Below are 17,018 nucleotides of genomic sequence, written 5' to 3'. Positions count from 1 at the left end.
GAGACCGACATGGCAGAACACGGTGCCTTAGCCACGCTCAAAGAGCTGGCCGAGAAAGAAGTCGACAACGCCGCCCTGCAGCTTGGCGAGATGCGGCGCGGCTGCCAGCAGGCGGAAGAACAGCTGAAGATGCTGATGGATTATCAGCTTGAGTACCAGACCAGCCTGAACGACACCCTGTCTCAGGGCATGGCCAGCCTGCGCTGGCAGAACTATCAGCAATTTATTCAGACCCTGGAGAAGGCTATCGATCAGCATCGCCAGCAGCTTCTGCAGTGGAACCGCAGGGTCGAGCAGGCGCTCAACGCCTGGCGCGAGAAAAAACAGCGTTTGCAGGCATGGCAGACGCTCCAGGACAGACAGGCCGCCGCCACGCTGCTGGCAGAAAACCGTCTGGACCAGAAGAAAATGGATGAGTTCGCCCAGCGTGCCACCTTAAGGAAACCCGAATGATTACTCTGCCGAAAATTCTCGTCAGTGAGACCGATATCGCAAGCGCACAAACGGGCGGCATCGCCGGTACCGACGCAGGTGGCGCCCAGGACTTTTTTGCCCTGCTCTCCGGCGCTATGTCCGGGAAAACGGGTAAAGAGGGCAAGCTGACGCTTGCTGATTTACAGGAAGCAAGCCAGAAGCTGCCACAGGGTGATGCGAAAGCCACGCTCAGCCAACTGCTCGCACAGCAAGGTGAAGACGATACGCAAAAAATCGATCTGACGACACTCACTGACGCACAGTCACTGGTGAGCGCGCTTACCCCGGAAGCGAAAAGCGACGTGGTCAAACAGCTGACCAAAGATCTGCAAAAGGCCGAAGAGAAGCCGACGCTCAGCGAAGAAGATCTGGCGGGTTTAAGCGCGCTGATGGCGATGCTGCCGCACACCGCTCAGGCCACCGCAGCAACACCCGCCATTTCTGGTGATGCTGTCGCTGCCTCAGCGGGCTCTGGTGTTAAAGGCTTCGCGGAATTAGCTTCTGCCAACATCACCCCAGACGCCCGCCATTCCTCAGGGAAAGAGTTTGCGGTGGCACAAACCGGGCACGGCGTGCAGGCAGTCCATACTGATGACGCCAGCAGCCAGGCAACGCCACTGGTGGCATCCATTGCCGCAAAAGCTGAGGCAGACAGCACGCTTTCCGCCGCAGCCCCTGTCGCGACCACCGCGCCCGTTATCAGCAATGCCACCGCCACGGTCAATACCCACCCTGTGGTGACCGTCAACTCTCAACTCGGCACACCGGAGTGGCAGCAGAACGTCAGCCAGCATATCACCCTGTTCACCCGTCAGGGCCAGCAGACCGCTGAACTGAAGCTGCACCCGGAGAACCTGGGCCAGGTGAATATCACCCTTAAAATTGACGACAATCAGGCGCAAATCCAGATGGTTTCCCCGCACAGCCATGTGCGTGCGGCGCTGGAAGCGGCCATCCCGACTCTGCGCACGCAGCTGGCGGATAACGGCATTCAGCTTTCGCAGAGCAACGTCAGCAGCGAAAGCTTTGCCGGACAGCAGCAACAATCGGCTTTCGGGCAGTCTTCCTCGCAACGTTTTGCTGAAGGTCGGGCAAATCCTTCCGATAACGAAGAGACGCTGAGCGTTCCCGTCAGCCTGCAGGCGCAGGCCCGGGGCAACGGCATTGTCGACACCTTCGCCTAACGCCAGAGGTAGCACGATTATTCCCGTCTTTTCCGCCCTTTGAGGCGGACTTAAGTCGGGATAATCACCTGATTAGCAGTACTCAATACAGGAAAGCCGTAACAGATGACTGACACCGCGATCGCAAAGAAAAGCAAGCGCTCAATCTGGATCCCGCTGCTGGTGCTGGTGACGCTCGCCGCCTGCGCCACCGCAGGCTACAGCTACTGGCGTCTGCAACAGCAGCCCTCTGCTGAGGCCAAGAAAGAGCCACCTCCGCCACCGGCCCCGGTGTTCTGGGCACTGGACACCTTCACGGTGAACCTGGGCGATGCCGATCGCGTGCTCTACATTGGTATTACGCTGCGCCTGAAGGACGAAGCGACCCGTACTCGCCTGAACGACTACCTGCCGGAAGTGCGCAGCCGACTGCTGCTGCTGTTCTCGCGTCAGGACGCGGCGAAGCTTGCCACCGACACCGGCAAGCAGGATCTGGTCAACGCCATTAAACAGACACTTGCCCCACCGCTGGTGGCGGGCCAGCCGAAGCAGGAAGTGACTGACGTGCTGTATACAGCTTTCATTCTGCGGTAATCCCATGGGCGACAGTATTCTTTCTCAGGCCGAAATTGATGCACTGCTGAACGGCGACAGCGATAAGAACGACGAACCTCAGCCCGGAGCCTCCGGCGAGAGCGACATTCGTCCCTACGATCCCAATACCCAGCGTCGCGTGGTGCGCGAGCGCTTACAGGCGCTGGAGATCATCAACGAGCGTTTTGCGCGTCAGTTCCGTATGGGGCTGTTCAACCTGCTGCGCCGTAGCCCGGACATCACCGTCGGGGCGATTCGCATTCAGCCGTATCACGAGTTTGCCCGCAACCTGCCGGTGCCGACCAACCTGAACCTGATCCACCTGAAGCCGCTGCGCGGCACGGGTCTGTTCGTGTTCTCGCCAAGCCTCGTGTTTATCGCTGTAGACAACCTGTTTGGCGGCGACGGACGCTTCCCGACCAAGGTGGAAGGCCGTGAGTTCACCCATACCGAGCAGCGTGTGATCAACCGCATGCTGAAGCTGGCGCTGGAAGGCTACAGCGACGCGTGGAAGGCGATTAACCCACTGGAAGTCGAATACGTGCGTTCGGAGATGCAGGTGAAGTTCACCAACATCACCACCTCGCCGAACGATATCGTGGTGAACACGCCGTTCCATGTGGAAATTGGCAACCTGACCGGCGAATTTAACATCTGCCTGCCGTTCAGCATGATTGAACCACTGCGCGAGCTGCTGGTGAATCCGCCGCTGGAAAACTCCCGCAGCGAAGATCAGAACTGGCGTGAAAACCTGGTGCGCCAGGTGCAGCATTCGGAGCTGGAGCTGGTGGCCAACTTTGCCGACGTCTCCCTGCGCCTGTCGCAAATACTAAAACTACAGCCCGGTGACGTGCTGCCGATCGACAAACCGGACCGCATTATCGCCCACGTGGATGGCGTCCCGGTGCTGACCAGCCAGTACGGCACGGTCAACGGTCAGTACGCGCTGCGCGTTGAGCATTTGATTAACCCGATTTTGAACTCGCTGAACGAGGAACAGCCCAAATGAGTGATATGAATAATCCGTCCGATGGCAACGCTGGCGATATGGACGATCTGTGGGCTGAAGCGTTGGGCGAACAGAAATCCGCAGGCAAAAGCGCCGCGGATGCGGTCTTCCAGCAGTTAGGCGGCGGCGACGTGAGCGGCACCCTGCAGGACATCGACCTGATCATGGACATTCCGGTCAAGCTGACCGTCGAACTGGGTCGCACACGGATGACGATTAAAGAGCTGCTGCGCCTGACGCAGGGTTCCGTCGTCTCTCTGGACGGTCTGGCCGGTGAACCGCTCGATATCCTGATCAACGGCTATCTGATTGCTCAGGGTGAAGTTGTTGTCGTGGCCGATAAGTACGGCGTGCGCATCACCGACATCATTACGCCATCCGAGCGTATGCGTCGCCTGAGCCGCTAAACATGAAACCCCAGGCTGTCATTTCGCACCCGGCCCCGACGGCCTCGCCCGCTTCCCCGCTGATTACGGTCAGCGGCGCGCTGCTCGGCATCATTTTGCTGATTCTGGCGGCGGCGTGGCTCGCCAGGCGCTTTGGTTTTAGCGGTGTGAAAACGACGGCGACGAAAGAGCTGAAGGTTAGCGCCAGCGCGTCGCTGGGCCAGCGTGAGCGGGTTGTTATTGTTGATGTTGAAGATGCACGCCTGGTGCTGGGCGTGACCGCAAGCCAGGTGTCGCTGCTGCATAAGCTGCCGCCAAAGATTATCGATCCGGAAGCCCCAAAGATGGACACCCCCGATTTTGCTTCCCTGATGAAGTCCGTGATTAAGCGTCCAGGGAGACTCTGATGCGCCGCCTGTTGTCCCTTTCGCTTGTTACGCTGTGGCTGCTTTCCCCTGCGGCCTTCGCCCAGTTGCCAGGGCTTGTCAGCCAGCCGCTGCCGAACGGCGGCCAGAGCTGGTCGCTGCCGGTGCAGACGCTGGTGTTTATCACCTCGCTCACCTTCCTGCCCGCCATTTTGCTGATGATGACAAGCTTCACGCGTATCATCATTGTGTTTGGCCTGCTGCGCAGCGCACTCGGCACCGCCTCCGCTCCGCCGAATCAGGTATTGCTTGGGCTGGCGCTGTTTCTGACGTTTTTCATTATGTCGCCGGTCATCGACAAGATTTACAACGACGCGTATCAGCCATTCAGCGAAGACAAAATCACCCTTGAACAGGCGATTGATAAGGGCTCGCAGCCGCTGCGTGAATTTATGCTGCGCCAGACGCGAGAAGCCGACCTGGCCCTGTTCGCAAAGCTTGCTAATACGCCGCCAATTCAGGGCCCGGAAGCCGTGCCGATGCGCATTTTGCTGCCCGCTTACGTCACCAGCGAGCTGAAAACCGCCTTCCAGATTGGCTTCACCATTTTTATTCCGTTCCTGATCATCGACCTGGTAGTAGCCAGCGTGCTGATGGCGCTGGGGATGATGATGGTGCCTCCGGCGACTATCGCCCTGCCGTTCAAGCTGATGCTTTTCGTGCTGGTTGATGGCTGGCAGCTGCTGGTCGGGTCCCTTGCACAAAGTTTCTACAGTTAAGGAGTGCCGCGATGACCCCTGAATCGGTAATGATGATGGGCACCGAAGCGATGAAGGTCGCGCTGGCGCTGGCGGCTCCGCTGCTGCTGGTGGCGCTGGTCACCGGTTTGCTTATCAGTATTTTGCAGGCTGCCACGCAGATTAACGAAATGACCCTGTCGTTTATTCCAAAAATTATCGCCGTGTTCGTGGCAATGATTGTGGCGGGCCCGTGGATGCTAAACCTGCTGCTAGACTATGTGCGCACGCTGTTTAACAACCTGCCCTACATCATTGGATAGAGCAGATGCTACACGTTTCAAGCGATCAGTGGGTCCACTGGCTTAGCCTGTACTTCTGGCCGCTTTTACGGGTGCTGGCGCTGATCATGACGGCGCCAGTGCTGAGTGAAAAATCCGTCCCCAAACGCGTGAAGCTCGGCCTTGGGATCATCATCACCTTTATCATCGCCCCTGCGCTTCCGGCAACCGATGTGACGCTCTTTTCCCCCAATGCGTTGTGGCTGGCGTTGCAGCAGATCCTGATTGGTATTGCGCTTGGCTTTACCATGCAGTTTGCCTTTGCGGCGGTGCGATTTGCCGGGGAAGTGATTGGCCTGCAAATGGGCCTCTCGTTTGCGACTTTCGTTGACCCCAGCAGCCACCTCAGCATGCCGGTACTGGCCCGCATTATGGATATGCTGGCAATGCTGCTGTTTCTGGTGTTCAACGGCCACCTTTGGCTGATTTCCCTGTTGGTCGACACGTTTCATACGCTGCCGATTGGCGGGCAGCCGCTGAACAGCAATGCCTTTTTGGCGCTGAGCCGCGCCGGGGGGCTTATCTTCCTCAATGGCCTGATGCTGGCCTTGCCGATTATTACCCTGCTGCTGACCATCAACCTTGCGCTTGGCATGCTCAACCGCATGGCTCCGCAGCTCTCGGTGTTTGTCATCGGTTTCCCGATTACGCTGACCGTTGGCATTATTTTGATGGCGGCATTAATGCCGCTGATTGCCCCCTTCTGTGAGCATTTATTCAGCGAAATATTCGATCTATTGGCAGATATTATCAGCGAGATGCCAAAGATAAGTTCTCCTTAATATAAAAAGGGATATCCTAAGGATATTCTTAAAACACGACCACAAAAACATCTACCAGGATATATCTGGCGCGGGTTAATTGTTTTTACCCTTCTCACATAACATAACATTTACTTTACTTTAAGATGTTTCCTGGCAAATTATACGTAACTTTACGGGATAGTTGTAGCCGCTCGATTGTGTTACTTTCTCTTTGCAAAAGCTGATTTTTCGCGCTCTGACAAATAAAAAACAATCGGGTAATGGGTTAATTATCGTTATGCATTGAGTGAGGGTAACCATGTCAACGATTATTATGGATCTATGCAGTTACACCCGGCTGGGACTCACCGGGTACTTGACCAGCCGGGGGATAAAGAAGCGTGACATCGGCGACGTCGAGAGCATCAGTGAGCTTGAAGCGGCCTGCGGGGCTCTCAGCCCGTCTGTCGTGTTCATTAATGAAGACTGCTTCATTCACGATACAGAAAGCAGTCAGCATATAAAGCAGATCATTAATCAACACCCCAGGACACTGTTTATCGTCTTTATGGCGATTGCCAATATTCATTTCGATGAGTATTTATTGGTCAGAGATAATTTGCTTATCAGCTCCAAATCGATAACGCCCGAATCACTGGATGGTATTCTGGCTGATTACCTGCAAAAGATCGGTGGAGATGTTAGCAAAATTAAAATACCGACGTTATCATTAAGCAGAACTGAATCCAGCATGCTGAAAATGTGGATGTCTGGTCAGGGCACGATTCAAATATCCGATCAGATGAATATTAAGGCGAAAACGGTATCATCACATAAAGGTAATATTAAAAAGAAAATAAAAACGCATAATAAGCAGGTTATTTATCACGTTGTCCGATTGACAGATAACGTGACCAGCGGAATTTACGTCAATATGCGATGAATTAGTGTACAGCGATTAGCTGCTAACGTGTTTAGCCAGAGTAGCATCGTTCCGTTCACTTTATGTTCTTTCGTTTCCTTGAGCTCTTCATCACGCGAACGGGAAAAGGAAGCCGGGATTGTTAAGGGGGTGTCGATGAGCCCCCTTAACACGTTCACCGCAAAAACGTTACCAGAGAAGCACGGCAGCCAGCGCGATCGGAAAGATGCCACGGCCATTGCCTGTCTGAAAAGAAATTAGTCCACCTTTTCGACGAAGACCCCGTCATCGTGGCCGATCTCATTAAAGAACCAGATCCCCATCGGGTAATCCTCCAGCGACACCAGATACATCGTTCCTTCATTAAATTGTTCCACGGCCAGTACAACCCCCGGTCGACGCGGCCCGCCGTCCGTTTTGACCGTCACGCGATCGTTCACCTGCATAGGTTTTCTCCTGTCATTTCTATCCAGCCAGTGTAGAACAAAACGCCTTTGCTGGCAGCGTCCGCCCGACCGATGGCTGTTTTTTTCAGCGGTCTATACTTTAGGGTGGGTGATTGTATGAGGACCCTGGAATGAAAACTGCCAAAGAGTACAGCGATACCGCCAAGCGCGAGGTGAACGTTGATGTCGATGCCCTGCTGGATGCCATCAACGAAATCAGTGAAAGCGAAGTGCATCGTGCGGGCGATTCCGCCAATCACGTCAGCATTAACGGGCGTGAATACCATACCTGGAGAGAGCTGGCCGAAGCCTTCGAACTTGATGTTCACGACTTCAGTATTACTGAAGTGAACCGCTGATCGCCGGGTAAAAAAAACCCGACCGTGGAAGGGTCGGGTTGAACAAGCTTTCGCAAGAAACACTTGAAAATTCGTTACACCAGGAAATCTGATGCGGATAAGACATTATCCTCAATTTTTTTATCAGACAAGCACTAATCATTAATATTGTGAATGTATTTAGGTATTTTCCCGCATGCATTTGCGTTTAAGGAGAGGCAATGCCCGACCTGCACGAGCCCCTGATCCTCTTTACCGACGTCGAAGGAACGCTACTCGACATCCACACCCTGCAATGGCAGGCCGCTAGCGAATGGCTGTCGCGCCTGAAGCAGCATCAGGTTCCCGTGGTGCTGTGCAGCAGTAAAACCGCGGCGGAGATGATGCTGTTACAGAAAGAGCTCGGTCTGGAGTCACTGCCGCTGATTGCCGAGAACGGGGCGGTTATTCAGCTCGCTGATAGCTGGGATGACGATGAATATTTCCCTCGCCTGATTACCGGTTCGCCCCATGAAGAAATTCAGCATGTACTCAGACAACTTCGCGACAATGAGGGTTTTAAGTTCACCACCTTCTCAGACGTGCCCGAACAAACCATTGCTGAATGGACAGGAATGAACCTCAGGCATGCCGCGCTGGCGCGTCTACACGAAGCCTCGGAAACCCTGATCTGGCGCGACAGCGACGAAAGGATGCAGGAATTTTCTGCCACGCTTGCCTCGCTGGGCCTGCAGTTTGTACAAGGCGCGCGCTTCTGGCACGTGCTGGATGAGCGGGGCAGTAAAGCCCAGGCGGTCACCTGGTTACTGAGTCGTTACCAGCAGCGGGAAGGTTTTCGCAGGGTGTCGATTGGGCTGGGCGACGGCCCGAACGATGCACCGCTGCTGGACACCACCGATTTCGCCGTGGTCGTGAAGGGGCTAAACCGGGATGGCGTAAACCTCAACGATGACCGCCCTGAGCGTGTTTATCACACCCGGAAAAGTGGCCCTGAAGGCTGGCGTGAAGGCCTTGACTACTGGCTATCCTCATCCTGACAGCATACCTGATTACGCCCGTTCTGTTTCGCCAGATACAGCCTGCCATCGGCCACGGATTGCAAATGCTCAATGTCGAAGAGGCCTTTTTCATCGCTGCTGCTGACGCCGAGTGAGGCGCTTATCCGCAGCGTGGTACCTTTGCCAATCAGGATCTCCCGATTGTTAATTCTGGCACGGACCCGCTCGGCCATCGCGCAGGCTTCCTCTTTGGAAGCCCCAGGCAGAACCAGGCAAAACTCTTCGCCACCGACGCGCCCTGCGAGATCGTCTTCGCGAATTTGTGAGGAAATCATGCTGGCAACGTGGCTGAGCACCCGGTCGCCTGCCTGGTGGCCGAAGCGGTCATTAATGCTCTTAAAGTAATCCAGATCGAGCTGCACCACCGACAGAGGCTCGCCCTTGGCTTCACTTCGCTTCGCCGCTTTACCGGCCAGATCGAACAGCGTGCTGCGGTTGTAGAGACGCGTTAGACCGTCATGCCAGGCCTGCCACTGCAGCGAACTTTGCAGGGTGCTCATGTTGCGCACCATGCGACGGATAACGACCCATGAAAGGATGAGCATGGCGGTAAACAGCGCCCAAACCAGGCTCAGCACCACGGAAATGGTGCCGAAATCGCCTCTCACGCCCTCATCAAGATGATGGATACGCACCAGCACGCCATCGAAATTGCGTATTCTCTCCCAGTTCACGTAGTTGGTGGTGAAGCGAAGCCCGCCCCGATTGTCATGTTCGAACGCCTGCGCAAGCTGCGCTTTTTCCGTTTCACTCATGAGATCTGATTTGCTGCCCTCCGGGAGAGAACTGGCGAGCAGGTTCATTTGCCTGTCGTAGAGACGGTACTCCCCCTCTTCTTCTCCTTGTGCCGCCGTGGCCAGCATGCTTTTCATCTGTGTCAGGGAAAACTCGATTGTCAGCACGCCGAACCAGTAGTGCTGGTAATCCACCGGCAGGGAGACGGCGATGCGGCGAACCGGGCCATCCGGCGTGTCGAGCATCCAGCTCAGCCAGCGAACGCCCCGTCCGGGGTTATTGCGCTGTGACTGATCGGCAAACCAGGGGCTGGTGACCAGCGCGTAATACCGCTCGACCAGGTCATTGTTGCCCGACACTGGCCTGCTTGAGATAAAAAAACCGCCGCGGGAGACGTACATCATCTGCTGTGGAGCGCGTTTGATGGTAGTAGACAAACGCAGCAGATACCCGACCTCCAGCGTGGCGGTCAGTTCGTTGCCCAGCAGCGCGTTTTCACGGGAAAGAATAGTGGTTTCATCGACAAATGCATCTGAAACGCCGTGCACCGGCAGCGTTCGCTGATTATCGAGCAGAATGGACCACTGATGCTGCGTACGCTTGCGCTCAAATTCTTCGCCTGCCTGGCGCAGCACTTCAAACGCCAGCGGCTGCTCAAGTGCCGCCTGCATACCGTTGCGGTAAAACGTCAGCCGGTCGATGCTGACCTGCAGCTGATTGTTGAATTCATGGGCCACGTTCTCCAGCGTGTTACGCTGGCTTGAAATGTAGGCCTCTTCAAGCACCACGACTTCGCGCCATGTCAGAATCGTTGAGAAGAAAAAGACGATGAAAAAGCAGTAATTGACCACCCGGCCAGGGTTGGCATGACGACTGAGGCTCTTCAACCAGCGCGGATTATCCACTTTTGTTACGTGGGGCACACAAACTCCCTGACATTCCCTGAATCTTTTAGTCGGTAAAAAACGCCCGGCTATTTTTGCCGGGCGCGTTCGCTATGCCTCGTTTGAACTTCGCCGTTCACCCGGCATCAGTTCATCCTCACGGAAGGCTTCACGCTTGACGCCGAACCCGTCGTACCAACGACATTCAACCATTCCGCTGGCGTACCCCGTGACAACCATACGCGGCCCGCCATTTTTCGGCTTAACTTCATCACTGACCAAAAAGACCATAACTGCCTCCGGTATCAGAGTGAAACTGTTTCACGATAGCTGAAAATGGCCGGGTTTGCGTAGTCTCTGAAAACTTTTACGTTGCCGGGCGTAACCGTGAAATGAGGTTGACCCCCGCCAGCACGACGGCACCCACAGCAAAGCCAAACACTAAGTTGAACAGCGTTGGGGAGAGCAATCCGACGAACCCGCCCTGCCCTGCGGCAAAGGCTTCAACAGCGTGATGCAGAGGCGCAATGCCGTGAACCACGATCCCGCCGCCCACCAGAAACATCGCCAGCGTACCCACCACGGAAAGTATTTTCATCAGCCAGGGCGCAATAAACAACAGAGCTTTACCCACGGCCTGAGCCAGGGCTGCACGCTTCTCCACCAGCCAATAGCCCATGTCGTCCAGTTTCACAATTACCCCAACCAGACCGTACACACCCACGGTGACAAGAATGGCAATACCGGACAGCACCAACACCTGATTGAGCAGTGGCGATTCGGCCACAATCCCCAGGGTGATTGCCACAATTTCTGCCGACAAAATGAAGTCAGTGCGCACGGCACCCTTCACTTTGTCTCGCTCAAACGCCAGTGGATCCTGATTTGCGATAGCCTCCAGACGCTGCTGGCGTGCCTGTGGGTCTTCCTTATGCTTGCGCTGATGCAGCGTATGCAGCACTTTTTCGACGCCCTCAAAGCAGAGGAACGCCCCGCCCAGCATCAGCAGCGGCGTAATGGCCCACGGCAGGAAGGCGCTTATCAGCAACGCCAGCGGCACGAGGATCACTTTGTTGATAAACGACCCTTTTGCCACGCTCCACACGACGGGCAGCTCGCGATTGGCACGTACGCCGGTTACCTGCTGCGCGTTCAGCGACAAATCGTCCCCCAGTACCCCGGCGGTCTTCTTTGCTGCCAGTTTGCCCATCACCGAGATGTCGTCCAGCAGCGTGGCGATATCGTCCAGTAAGGTTAAAAGACTGCTTCCGGCCAAATGAGACTCCTTCGTTTTTTATACATTTCTGAGCTTTATAGTATGAAGCAAAAGTCGTTTCGCGCCCATTGCTGCGCGCTGTCAACTGAAAAGAGGACGCCTACTCCTAATTAAAGCACTCGCCAGATGGATAGTTTTCCCGTTAACTATACGCGCCCTTCTTAATTCGCTTTTTCGTGAGGACCCATGCAGGTCAGAAATCTGTTACCGCTCATCGGCGCGCTCTTCGCCCTCTATATCATCTGGGGATCGACCTATTTTGCCATCAGCATTGGCGTGGAAAGCTGGCCGCCGATGATGATGGCCGGGGTGCGTTTTCTCTCTGCGGGCGTGCTGCTGATGGGCTACCTGTTGCTGACCGGGCATAAACTGCCCGCACGCCGCCCACTCTTGAATGCGGCGCTGATTGGCGTCCTGCTGCTGGCGATTGGCAACGGTTTTGTCACCATTGCCGAACATCAGCATGTCGCCTCCGGTATTGCTGCGGTTGTCGTGGCCACCGTGCCGCTGTTTGCCCTTTGCTTCAGCCGCCTGTTTGGCATTGCCACCCGCAAGCTGGAGTGGCTTGGCGTGGCAATTGGCCTTGCGGGTATCGTGCTACTTAACAGCGGCGGCAACCTCAGCGGCAATCCGTGGGGTGCCCTGCTGATTCTGATCGGCTCCCTGAGCTGGGCGTTCGGATCGGTGTACGGCTCGCGTATCGAATTACCAACCGGGATGATGGCGGGCGCGGTAGAAATGCTGGCTGCGGGCGTGGTACTGATGTGTGGCTCGTGGCTGACCGGGGAAAAACTGACGCAGATGCCGACGCTGTCTGGCTTCCTGGCGGTAGGCTACCTCGCTGTTTTTGGCTCACTCATAGCGATCAACGCCTACATGTATCTTATCCGCAACGTTTCACCGGCCGTCGCAACCAGCTATGCCTACGTCAACCCGGTGGTTGCGGTGCTGCTTGGCACCAGCTTTGGGGGCGAATCGCTTTCTTCCGTGGAGTGGCTGGCGCTGGGGGTTATTATTTTCGCCGTCGTGCTGGTGACGCTTGGCAAAACGCTGTTCCCGGTGCGGGCTACCGTGAAATCGTGTGATGTGGAGAAGTAGCGGACATCGCCGCGATGCCCTGAGTGTCGATCTGCGCGCTGCCAACGCCGGCGCAGATCCACTCCTCCAGCCTCTCTTTCAATGCCGTATCGCTGAGCTTTTGCCTGCCGCGCAGCGCACACTCCCAGACCACCATCACCCGCCAGCCCTGCGCTTCCAGCAGCGCGATATCCCGGGCGTCACGCTCAACGTTTTTGCCGATCTTGCCCAGCCAGAAGTCAGTGCGGGTTTCGGGCACTTTAAAAAGGTAGCAGTTGTGATGGTGCCAGAAGCAGCCGTGGGTAAAGAGGATGCAACGGTTATCCTCCAGCACAAAGTCCGGTTTTCCCGGCAGCGTGGCGTCCTGCACGGTAAATGGAAAACCAGCATCACTCAGTAAGGCTGAAAGACGTTTTTCAATGGCGGTATTTTGCGTGCCGATAGCACGCATATTTTTGCTGCGGGTTGCCGGGTTATGAACGTCCGCCATCGACTTTTTCCGCCTTACGGTACTCCACCGCCGTGAGGATGCGGCTTTTCAGCAGTTTTGCCACGGCGGCAAAGGCAGGCACGACCACGGAGTTGCCGAACTGGCGGTAGGCCTGAGTGTCCGACACAGGAATGCGGAACTGATAACCCTGCGGGGATTCAAAGCCCATCAGCCTTGCGCATTCACGCGGCGTTAACCGGCGCGGACGACGCTGCTGATTATGCGGATCGTCAAAATTTTGCTCGCCCAGAGCTTTGTCCCACCCTCGATCGACCAGGATCTCCGCGCCATCTTTGTAATAGCGAGCGGAAAGCGTACGCGCCACGCTGCTGGCCCGGGTCGGATCCACCAGCCCATAGCCAAAACCGTTGCCACGCGCCTGGTGCTTCTTGGCATAACGATAAAGATATTTCCACAGCACTGGCGTAAGGATAAATTTCGCATCCACGCCAGGTTCAAGGAGTTCGCCAAACGTCGGACGACGTTCAGGATAAAGTGCCGGCAGATCGCGCAGGGTAAAGCCCTGTTGCAAATCCAAATCGCGGCGGAACCCTACCAGCACAATACGTTCGCGGTGCTGCGGCAGGAAGTGCTGACCGTCGATGACTTTCGGGTCATCCGCGCCCATTTCCGCCGAGTCAGCCACGTCATAGCCCAGTGACTCCAGCGTTTGCATGATAATGCGGAACGTCTTCCCACCGTCATGGCTCTTTAGATTCTTGACGTTTTCCAGCACGAAAATCGATGGGCGGCAGGCATCAATAATGCGCGCCACGTCGAAAAAGAGCGTGCCCTGAGTGTCGCAGGCAAAGCCATGCGCGCGACCTAAAGCATTTTTCTTTGACACGCCAGCCAGCGAAAACGGCTGACACGGGAAGCCCGCCAGCAGCACGTCATGTTGAGGGATAATCTTCCGAATGTGCGCCGCGGCCTCGCTGTCACTGATATCTGACTCGTTGCTCAGGGTCACATTACGGATATCTTCATTAAACTGATGTTCTTTTGGGTCGCAGTACCAGTTGGCTTTATAGGTGCGCACGGCATGTTTGTTCCACTCGCTGGTGAAAACACACTTGCCGCCAATGGCTTCAAAACCGTTGCGGATGCCGCCGATGCCGGCGAAGAGATCGATAAAACGGAACTGCTCAGGCTGGCCTGACGGCTGAGGCAACAGCGCCGCAAGCCTCGCATATTCTCGCTCACCAAGACGGCGGTTAATTTTGCCGTTGTCGGTGGCGCGTTTAAGGATTGCCGGGCTCCAGTGCTGCTCACCCACGCCGTTGAGGGTGGCCACCAGCGTTTTCACATCGTAAATAGTGAGCAACTCGATGAGTAACACCTGCGCGTCTGGCCCGGAAAATTCCGCGTCCTGAGAGGAGAAAGTGCGAGTAAGTGTGTGCTGCATATCAATAACCGGGACAGACCATTTTCGCTGAGAGTAACACAATTTCCCCCTGTGGACTCAGGCCTGAGGCGCAAAACGCGCCAGAATCGTTGGATCATAGTCCAGATAATCGCCCTGCAGCTCAGCGCTTATTTTTGCCATAAACTCGACGAGATAGCGGGCATTATGATTCGCCAGCGCTCTACCCTTCTCGGTCTGCATCGTGGCGGGCAGGCCCAGCAGCTTGTTCTGGAAGTGGTCGAGGGCATAGCGCTTGTCGTTCAACGGGCGCGTATCGGCAAAAGGGTCTTCGGCATTGAACAGCGAAACATTGAGTTTTCCCGCCACCGCAAAGACGCGAGCCAGCCCAATAGCTCCAAGAGATTCCAGACGATCGGCGTCCTGAACAATCTTAGCTTCCAGCGTCTCAGGCGGGATGTTCGCGCTGTGGCTATGCGCTTCGATGGCGTGCGCCACCGCAGAGTACAGCTGCTCAGGGAAATCAGGGAAATCCTCTCGCAAAATCGACAGCGTTTTTTCTGCCGCAAGGCGGGACGACTGGCTACGTTGCGGATGATTTTTGGGCAGGCTCACGATGTCATGAAAGTAACAGGCGGTGAGGACCACTCGCTCATCGACACTCTCTTCTGAAGACAACCGCTGCGCAGTTGTCCAGACGCGGCGGAAGTGTGAAATATCGTGCGCCGCGTCGTCGTCACTATGGTGCTCCGCGAGCCAGTTTTCAAAACGTTGTTGCCACAATTGCACAGAGAGTCGCCTCTTATCGTTGATAACGGAGAAGCGAGGATAGCAGCTTTTGGTTTCAGCTTTCTGACAATCTGGACCGGCGCGGCCGGGTGTACCAGGCAATGCTCCCGAGGATGGCGCCAACCACGCTCAACACCAGAAAACCCAACAGCGCCCCCAGCCATTTGCCCGCGGTAGAGCCAAGCTCACCTTCGAGTGTCGCCCCGGGAATGGGGTCAATCTGACTAACAACCCAGAAATAGCGCAGCATGGCCCAGAGAAAGTAGCCGCAGAATGCGTAAAAAACCCACAGTGCCAGCATGCCGCCGGGCCCACGAGTTACTCTTTCGTCCATAAAGAAAGACCCTTCCTGATCGTACAATGATGTTTCGTTTTTCACTTTAAAAAGCTTTTAATGTGATATTAGTCACATTATAGCGCAGCGGCGGCATTAGATAAGAGCCCAATGGCCACATTTTAGCGTGACTTAACTTTCATTTGATTTTGGGCAACTTTACCGACATTTTTAGAAACGACAGGGAGCATTCCGATCACGGCAGCTAAAAAGCGGTTCTACACTGTTTTGAAGGTGAAATGAAAAGGTATCTGTGACGGGCGTCGTTGAAAAATTTCAAGGTAACTGCTTGAATAATTGGCGGAGAGAGGGGGATTTGAACCCCCGGTAGAGTTGCCCCTACTCTAGTTTTCGAGACTAGTCCGTTCAGCCGCTCCGGCATCTCTCCGCTGAGTGGTTGCCATGATGCCAGGAACCTTGGCATTTTAACAGACCCTGTCCTTATAATTGATTTCAAGTGACGAGTTTGCGAGCAAAGCGATGATTAAATGGCCCTGGAAAGCACATGACGCTCCTCTTAGCGCGGATATCCCGTGGGAACAAGCGCTTGCTATCCCCGTTCTGGCGATCTTATCACCGGAAGAACAGGTGAAGCTCACACAGCTGGCTGACCGTTTTCTGCAGCAAAAACGGCTTGTGCCGCTGCAGGGGTTAGAGCTGGAACCGCTGCAAAACGCACGTATTGCCCTGCTGTTTTGTCTGCCGGTCCTGTCGCTCGGCCTGGAGTGGCTTGACGGCTTTCATGAAGTGTTGATTTACCCTGCCCCGTTCGTTGTGGATGACGAATGGGAAGATGACATCGGCCTTGTGCACAGCCAGCGAGTGGTGCAGTCTGGCCAGAGCTGGCAGCAGGGGCCGATCGTACTCAACTGGCTCGATATTCAGGATTCGTTCGACGCTTCCGGATTTAATCTTATCGTGCACGAAGTTGCACATAAGTTGGATGTGCGCAACGGCGATCGCGCGAATGGAGTTCCCTTCGTTGCGCTGAGGGAGGTAGCTGGCTGGGAGCACGATCTTCACGCGGCGATGAACAACATTCAGGATGAGATTGACCTGGTGGGTGAAAGTGCCGCCAGCATCGACGCCTATGCCGCGACGGACCCTGCGGAATGTTTCGCCGTGCTGTCAGAATACTTCTTTAGCGCACCTGAGTTGTTCGCACCGCGCTTCCCGGCGCTGTGGCAGCGTTTCTGCCATTTTTACCAGCAGGATCCGCTGCAGCGAATCCGTGATAATGGCAGCCGTGAGGACGTAAATCTGCGCGTAGTACACTAAAAGCGCACATTGCATTTATTTCATGCAATTGAATCAGTCAGTTAATTTTAGTGTTGACACAAAAAAGGCTGCCCATTAATATTCGCCTCGTTCACACGATTCCTCTGTAGTTCAGTCGGTAGAACGGCGGACTGTTAATCCGTATGTCACTGGTTCGAGTCCAGTCAGAGGAGCCAAATTCAAAAAAGCCTGCTTTCGAGCGGGCTTTTTGCTTTT

Annotated in this window: 22 protein-coding genes and 2 tRNA genes; 15 read left to right on the top strand and 9 right to left on the bottom strand. The window is 55.3% G+C overall.

Annotation, left to right across the window (positions count from 1 at the left end):
* The first annotated feature begins 9 nt into the window (after positions 1-9).
* The 10 genes from fliJ (at position 10) to rcsA (ending at position 6,755) form a co-directional block, all read left to right on the top strand.
* Entirely contained in the window at positions 10-453 is a 444-nt protein-coding gene (gene fliJ, locus CRO87_RS20985; RefSeq protein ID WP_097164859.1) for a flagellar export protein FliJ, read from the top strand.
* Entirely contained in the window at positions 450-1,658 is a 1,209-nt protein-coding gene (fliK, locus tag CRO87_RS20980; RefSeq protein ID WP_097164858.1) for a flagellar hook length control protein FliK, read from the top strand. The genes fliJ and fliK overlap by 4 nt, the downstream gene beginning before the upstream one ends.
* Positions 1,659-1,763: 105 nt before the next feature.
* The gene (fliL, locus tag CRO87_RS20975; RefSeq protein ID WP_097164857.1) at positions 1,764-2,231 is read left to right on the top strand and encodes a flagellar basal body-associated protein FliL; all 468 of its coding nucleotides are present in this window, start codon (positions 1,764-1,766) and stop codon (positions 2,229-2,231) included.
* 4 nt (positions 2,232-2,235) lie between these two features.
* Positions 2,236-3,240 (top strand): flagellar motor switch protein FliM, encoded by a 1,005-nt coding sequence (gene fliM / locus CRO87_RS20970; RefSeq protein WP_097164856.1) that lies wholly within the window; start codon positions 2,236-2,238, stop codon positions 3,238-3,240.
* Positions 3,237-3,647 (top strand): flagellar motor switch protein FliN, encoded by a 411-nt coding sequence (gene fliN / locus CRO87_RS20965; RefSeq protein ID WP_097164855.1) that lies wholly within the window; start codon positions 3,237-3,239, stop codon positions 3,645-3,647. The genes fliM and fliN overlap by 4 nt, the downstream gene beginning before the upstream one ends.
* Before the next feature lie 2 nt (positions 3,648-3,649).
* A complete protein-coding gene (fliO, locus tag CRO87_RS20960; RefSeq protein ID WP_097164854.1) occupies positions 3,650-4,033 on the top strand; it encodes a flagellar biosynthetic protein FliO in 384 nt (127 codons plus the stop codon).
* On the top strand, positions 4,033-4,770 hold the full coding sequence (gene fliP / locus CRO87_RS20955; RefSeq protein WP_097164853.1) for a flagellar type III secretion system pore protein FliP: 738 nt from the start codon (positions 4,033-4,035) through the stop codon (positions 4,768-4,770). Before fliO ends, fliP begins: the two co-directional genes overlap by 1 nt.
* A gap of 11 nt (positions 4,771-4,781) precedes the next feature.
* A complete protein-coding gene (fliQ, locus tag CRO87_RS20950; protein ID WP_097164852.1) occupies positions 4,782-5,051 on the top strand; it encodes a flagellar biosynthesis protein FliQ in 270 nt (89 codons plus the stop codon).
* A gap of 5 nt (positions 5,052-5,056) precedes the next feature.
* Complete coding sequence (fliR, locus tag CRO87_RS20945) at positions 5,057-5,851, top strand: flagellar biosynthetic protein FliR (protein ID WP_097164851.1); 795 nt, start codon at positions 5,057-5,059, stop codon at positions 5,849-5,851.
* A 280-nt stretch (positions 5,852-6,131) separates the two neighbouring features.
* On the top strand, positions 6,132-6,755 hold the full coding sequence (gene rcsA, locus CRO87_RS20940) for a transcriptional regulator RcsA (RefSeq protein WP_097164850.1): 624 nt from the start codon (positions 6,132-6,134) through the stop codon (positions 6,753-6,755).
* Positions 6,756-6,991: 236 nt separating this feature from the next.
* On the opposite strand, the gene dsrB is transcribed toward rcsA, so the two are convergent.
* Positions 6,992-7,180 (bottom strand): protein DsrB, encoded by a 189-nt coding sequence (gene dsrB, locus CRO87_RS20935; RefSeq protein WP_097164849.1) that lies wholly within the window; start codon positions 7,178-7,180, stop codon positions 6,992-6,994.
* A gap of 131 nt (positions 7,181-7,311) precedes the next feature.
* On the opposite strand from dsrB, the gene yodD reads away from it, so the two are divergent.
* Positions 7,312-7,539, top strand: a complete 228-nt coding sequence (yodD, locus tag CRO87_RS20930; protein ID WP_097164848.1) for a YodD family peroxide/acid resistance protein — start codon at positions 7,312-7,314, stop codon at positions 7,537-7,539.
* A gap of 200 nt (positions 7,540-7,739) precedes the next feature.
* Positions 7,740-8,555 carry a mannosyl-3-phosphoglycerate phosphatase-related protein gene (locus tag CRO87_RS20925; protein WP_097164847.1) on the top strand — a complete coding sequence of 272 codons (816 nt, stop codon included), beginning with the start codon at positions 7,740-7,742 and terminating at the stop codon, positions 8,553-8,555.
* Here CRO87_RS20925 and dgcQ read toward each other — a convergent pair.
* The 3 genes from dgcQ to CRO87_RS20910 form a co-directional block, all read right to left on the bottom strand.
* A complete protein-coding gene (gene dgcQ, locus CRO87_RS20920) occupies positions 8,534-10,234 on the bottom strand; it encodes a cellulose biosynthesis regulator diguanylate cyclase DgcQ (RefSeq protein WP_097164846.1) in 1,701 nt (566 codons plus the stop codon). The two genes, CRO87_RS20925 and dgcQ, sit on opposite strands and share 22 nt — an antisense overlap.
* A 72-nt stretch (positions 10,235-10,306) precedes the next feature.
* A complete protein-coding gene (locus CRO87_RS20915; protein WP_097164845.1) occupies positions 10,307-10,486 on the bottom strand; it encodes a YodC family protein in 180 nt (59 codons plus the stop codon).
* Between the two features lie 76 nt (positions 10,487-10,562).
* The gene (locus tag CRO87_RS20910; protein ID WP_097164844.1) at positions 10,563-11,471 is read right to left on the bottom strand and encodes a DUF808 domain-containing protein; all 909 of its coding nucleotides are present in this window, start codon (positions 11,469-11,471) and stop codon (positions 10,563-10,565) included.
* Between the two features lie 186 nt (positions 11,472-11,657).
* Here CRO87_RS20910 and yedA point away from each other — a divergent pair, with 186 nt between their 5' ends.
* Positions 11,658-12,569, top strand: coding sequence for a drug/metabolite exporter YedA (yedA, locus tag CRO87_RS20905; RefSeq protein WP_097164843.1), 912 nt, complete (start codon positions 11,658-11,660; stop codon positions 12,567-12,569).
* On the opposite strand, the gene CRO87_RS20900 is transcribed toward yedA, so the two are convergent.
* The 5 genes from CRO87_RS20900 to CRO87_RS20880 form a co-directional block, all read right to left on the bottom strand.
* Positions 12,538-13,038: a very short patch repair endonuclease gene (locus tag CRO87_RS20900; RefSeq protein ID WP_097164842.1), complete on the bottom strand. Its 501-nt coding sequence runs from the start codon at positions 13,036-13,038 to the stop codon at positions 12,538-12,540. The two genes, yedA and CRO87_RS20900, sit on opposite strands and share 32 nt — an antisense overlap.
* A complete protein-coding gene (locus CRO87_RS20895; RefSeq protein ID WP_097164841.1) occupies positions 13,022-14,443 on the bottom strand; it encodes a DNA cytosine methyltransferase in 1,422 nt (473 codons plus the stop codon). Before CRO87_RS20895 ends, CRO87_RS20900 begins: the two co-directional genes overlap by 17 nt.
* 57 nt (positions 14,444-14,500) lie before the next feature.
* Entirely contained in the window at positions 14,501-15,214 is a 714-nt protein-coding gene (locus tag CRO87_RS20890; protein ID WP_097164898.1) for a phosphohydrolase, read from the bottom strand.
* A 31-nt stretch (positions 15,215-15,245) separates the two neighbouring features.
* Positions 15,246-15,524 (bottom strand): cell division protein DrpB, encoded by a 279-nt coding sequence (gene drpB, locus CRO87_RS20885; RefSeq protein ID WP_097164840.1) that lies wholly within the window; start codon positions 15,522-15,524, stop codon positions 15,246-15,248.
* Between the two features lie 298 nt (positions 15,525-15,822).
* A tRNA-Ser gene (locus tag CRO87_RS20880) sits at positions 15,823-15,912 on the bottom strand.
* A gap of 92 nt (positions 15,913-16,004) precedes the next feature.
* Between CRO87_RS20880 and mtfA the strand changes: the two genes are divergently transcribed.
* Both mtfA and CRO87_RS20870 read left to right on the top strand, forming a co-directional pair.
* A complete protein-coding gene (gene mtfA, locus CRO87_RS20875; RefSeq protein WP_097164897.1) occupies positions 16,005-16,802 on the top strand; it encodes a DgsA anti-repressor MtfA in 798 nt (265 codons plus the stop codon).
* A 100-nt stretch (positions 16,803-16,902) separates the two neighbouring features.
* Positions 16,903-16,978 (top strand) — tRNA-Asn (locus CRO87_RS20870).
* Positions 16,979-17,018 lie beyond the last annotated feature (40 nt).

The sequence above is a fragment of the Enterobacter sp. CC120223-11 genome, assembly GCF_900215375.1.
GTDB lineage: Bacteria > Pseudomonadota > Gammaproteobacteria > Enterobacterales > Enterobacteriaceae > Scandinavium.
Note: the sequence above shows the minus strand (reverse complement) of the source record. Positions and strands in the feature narration are given on the sequence as shown.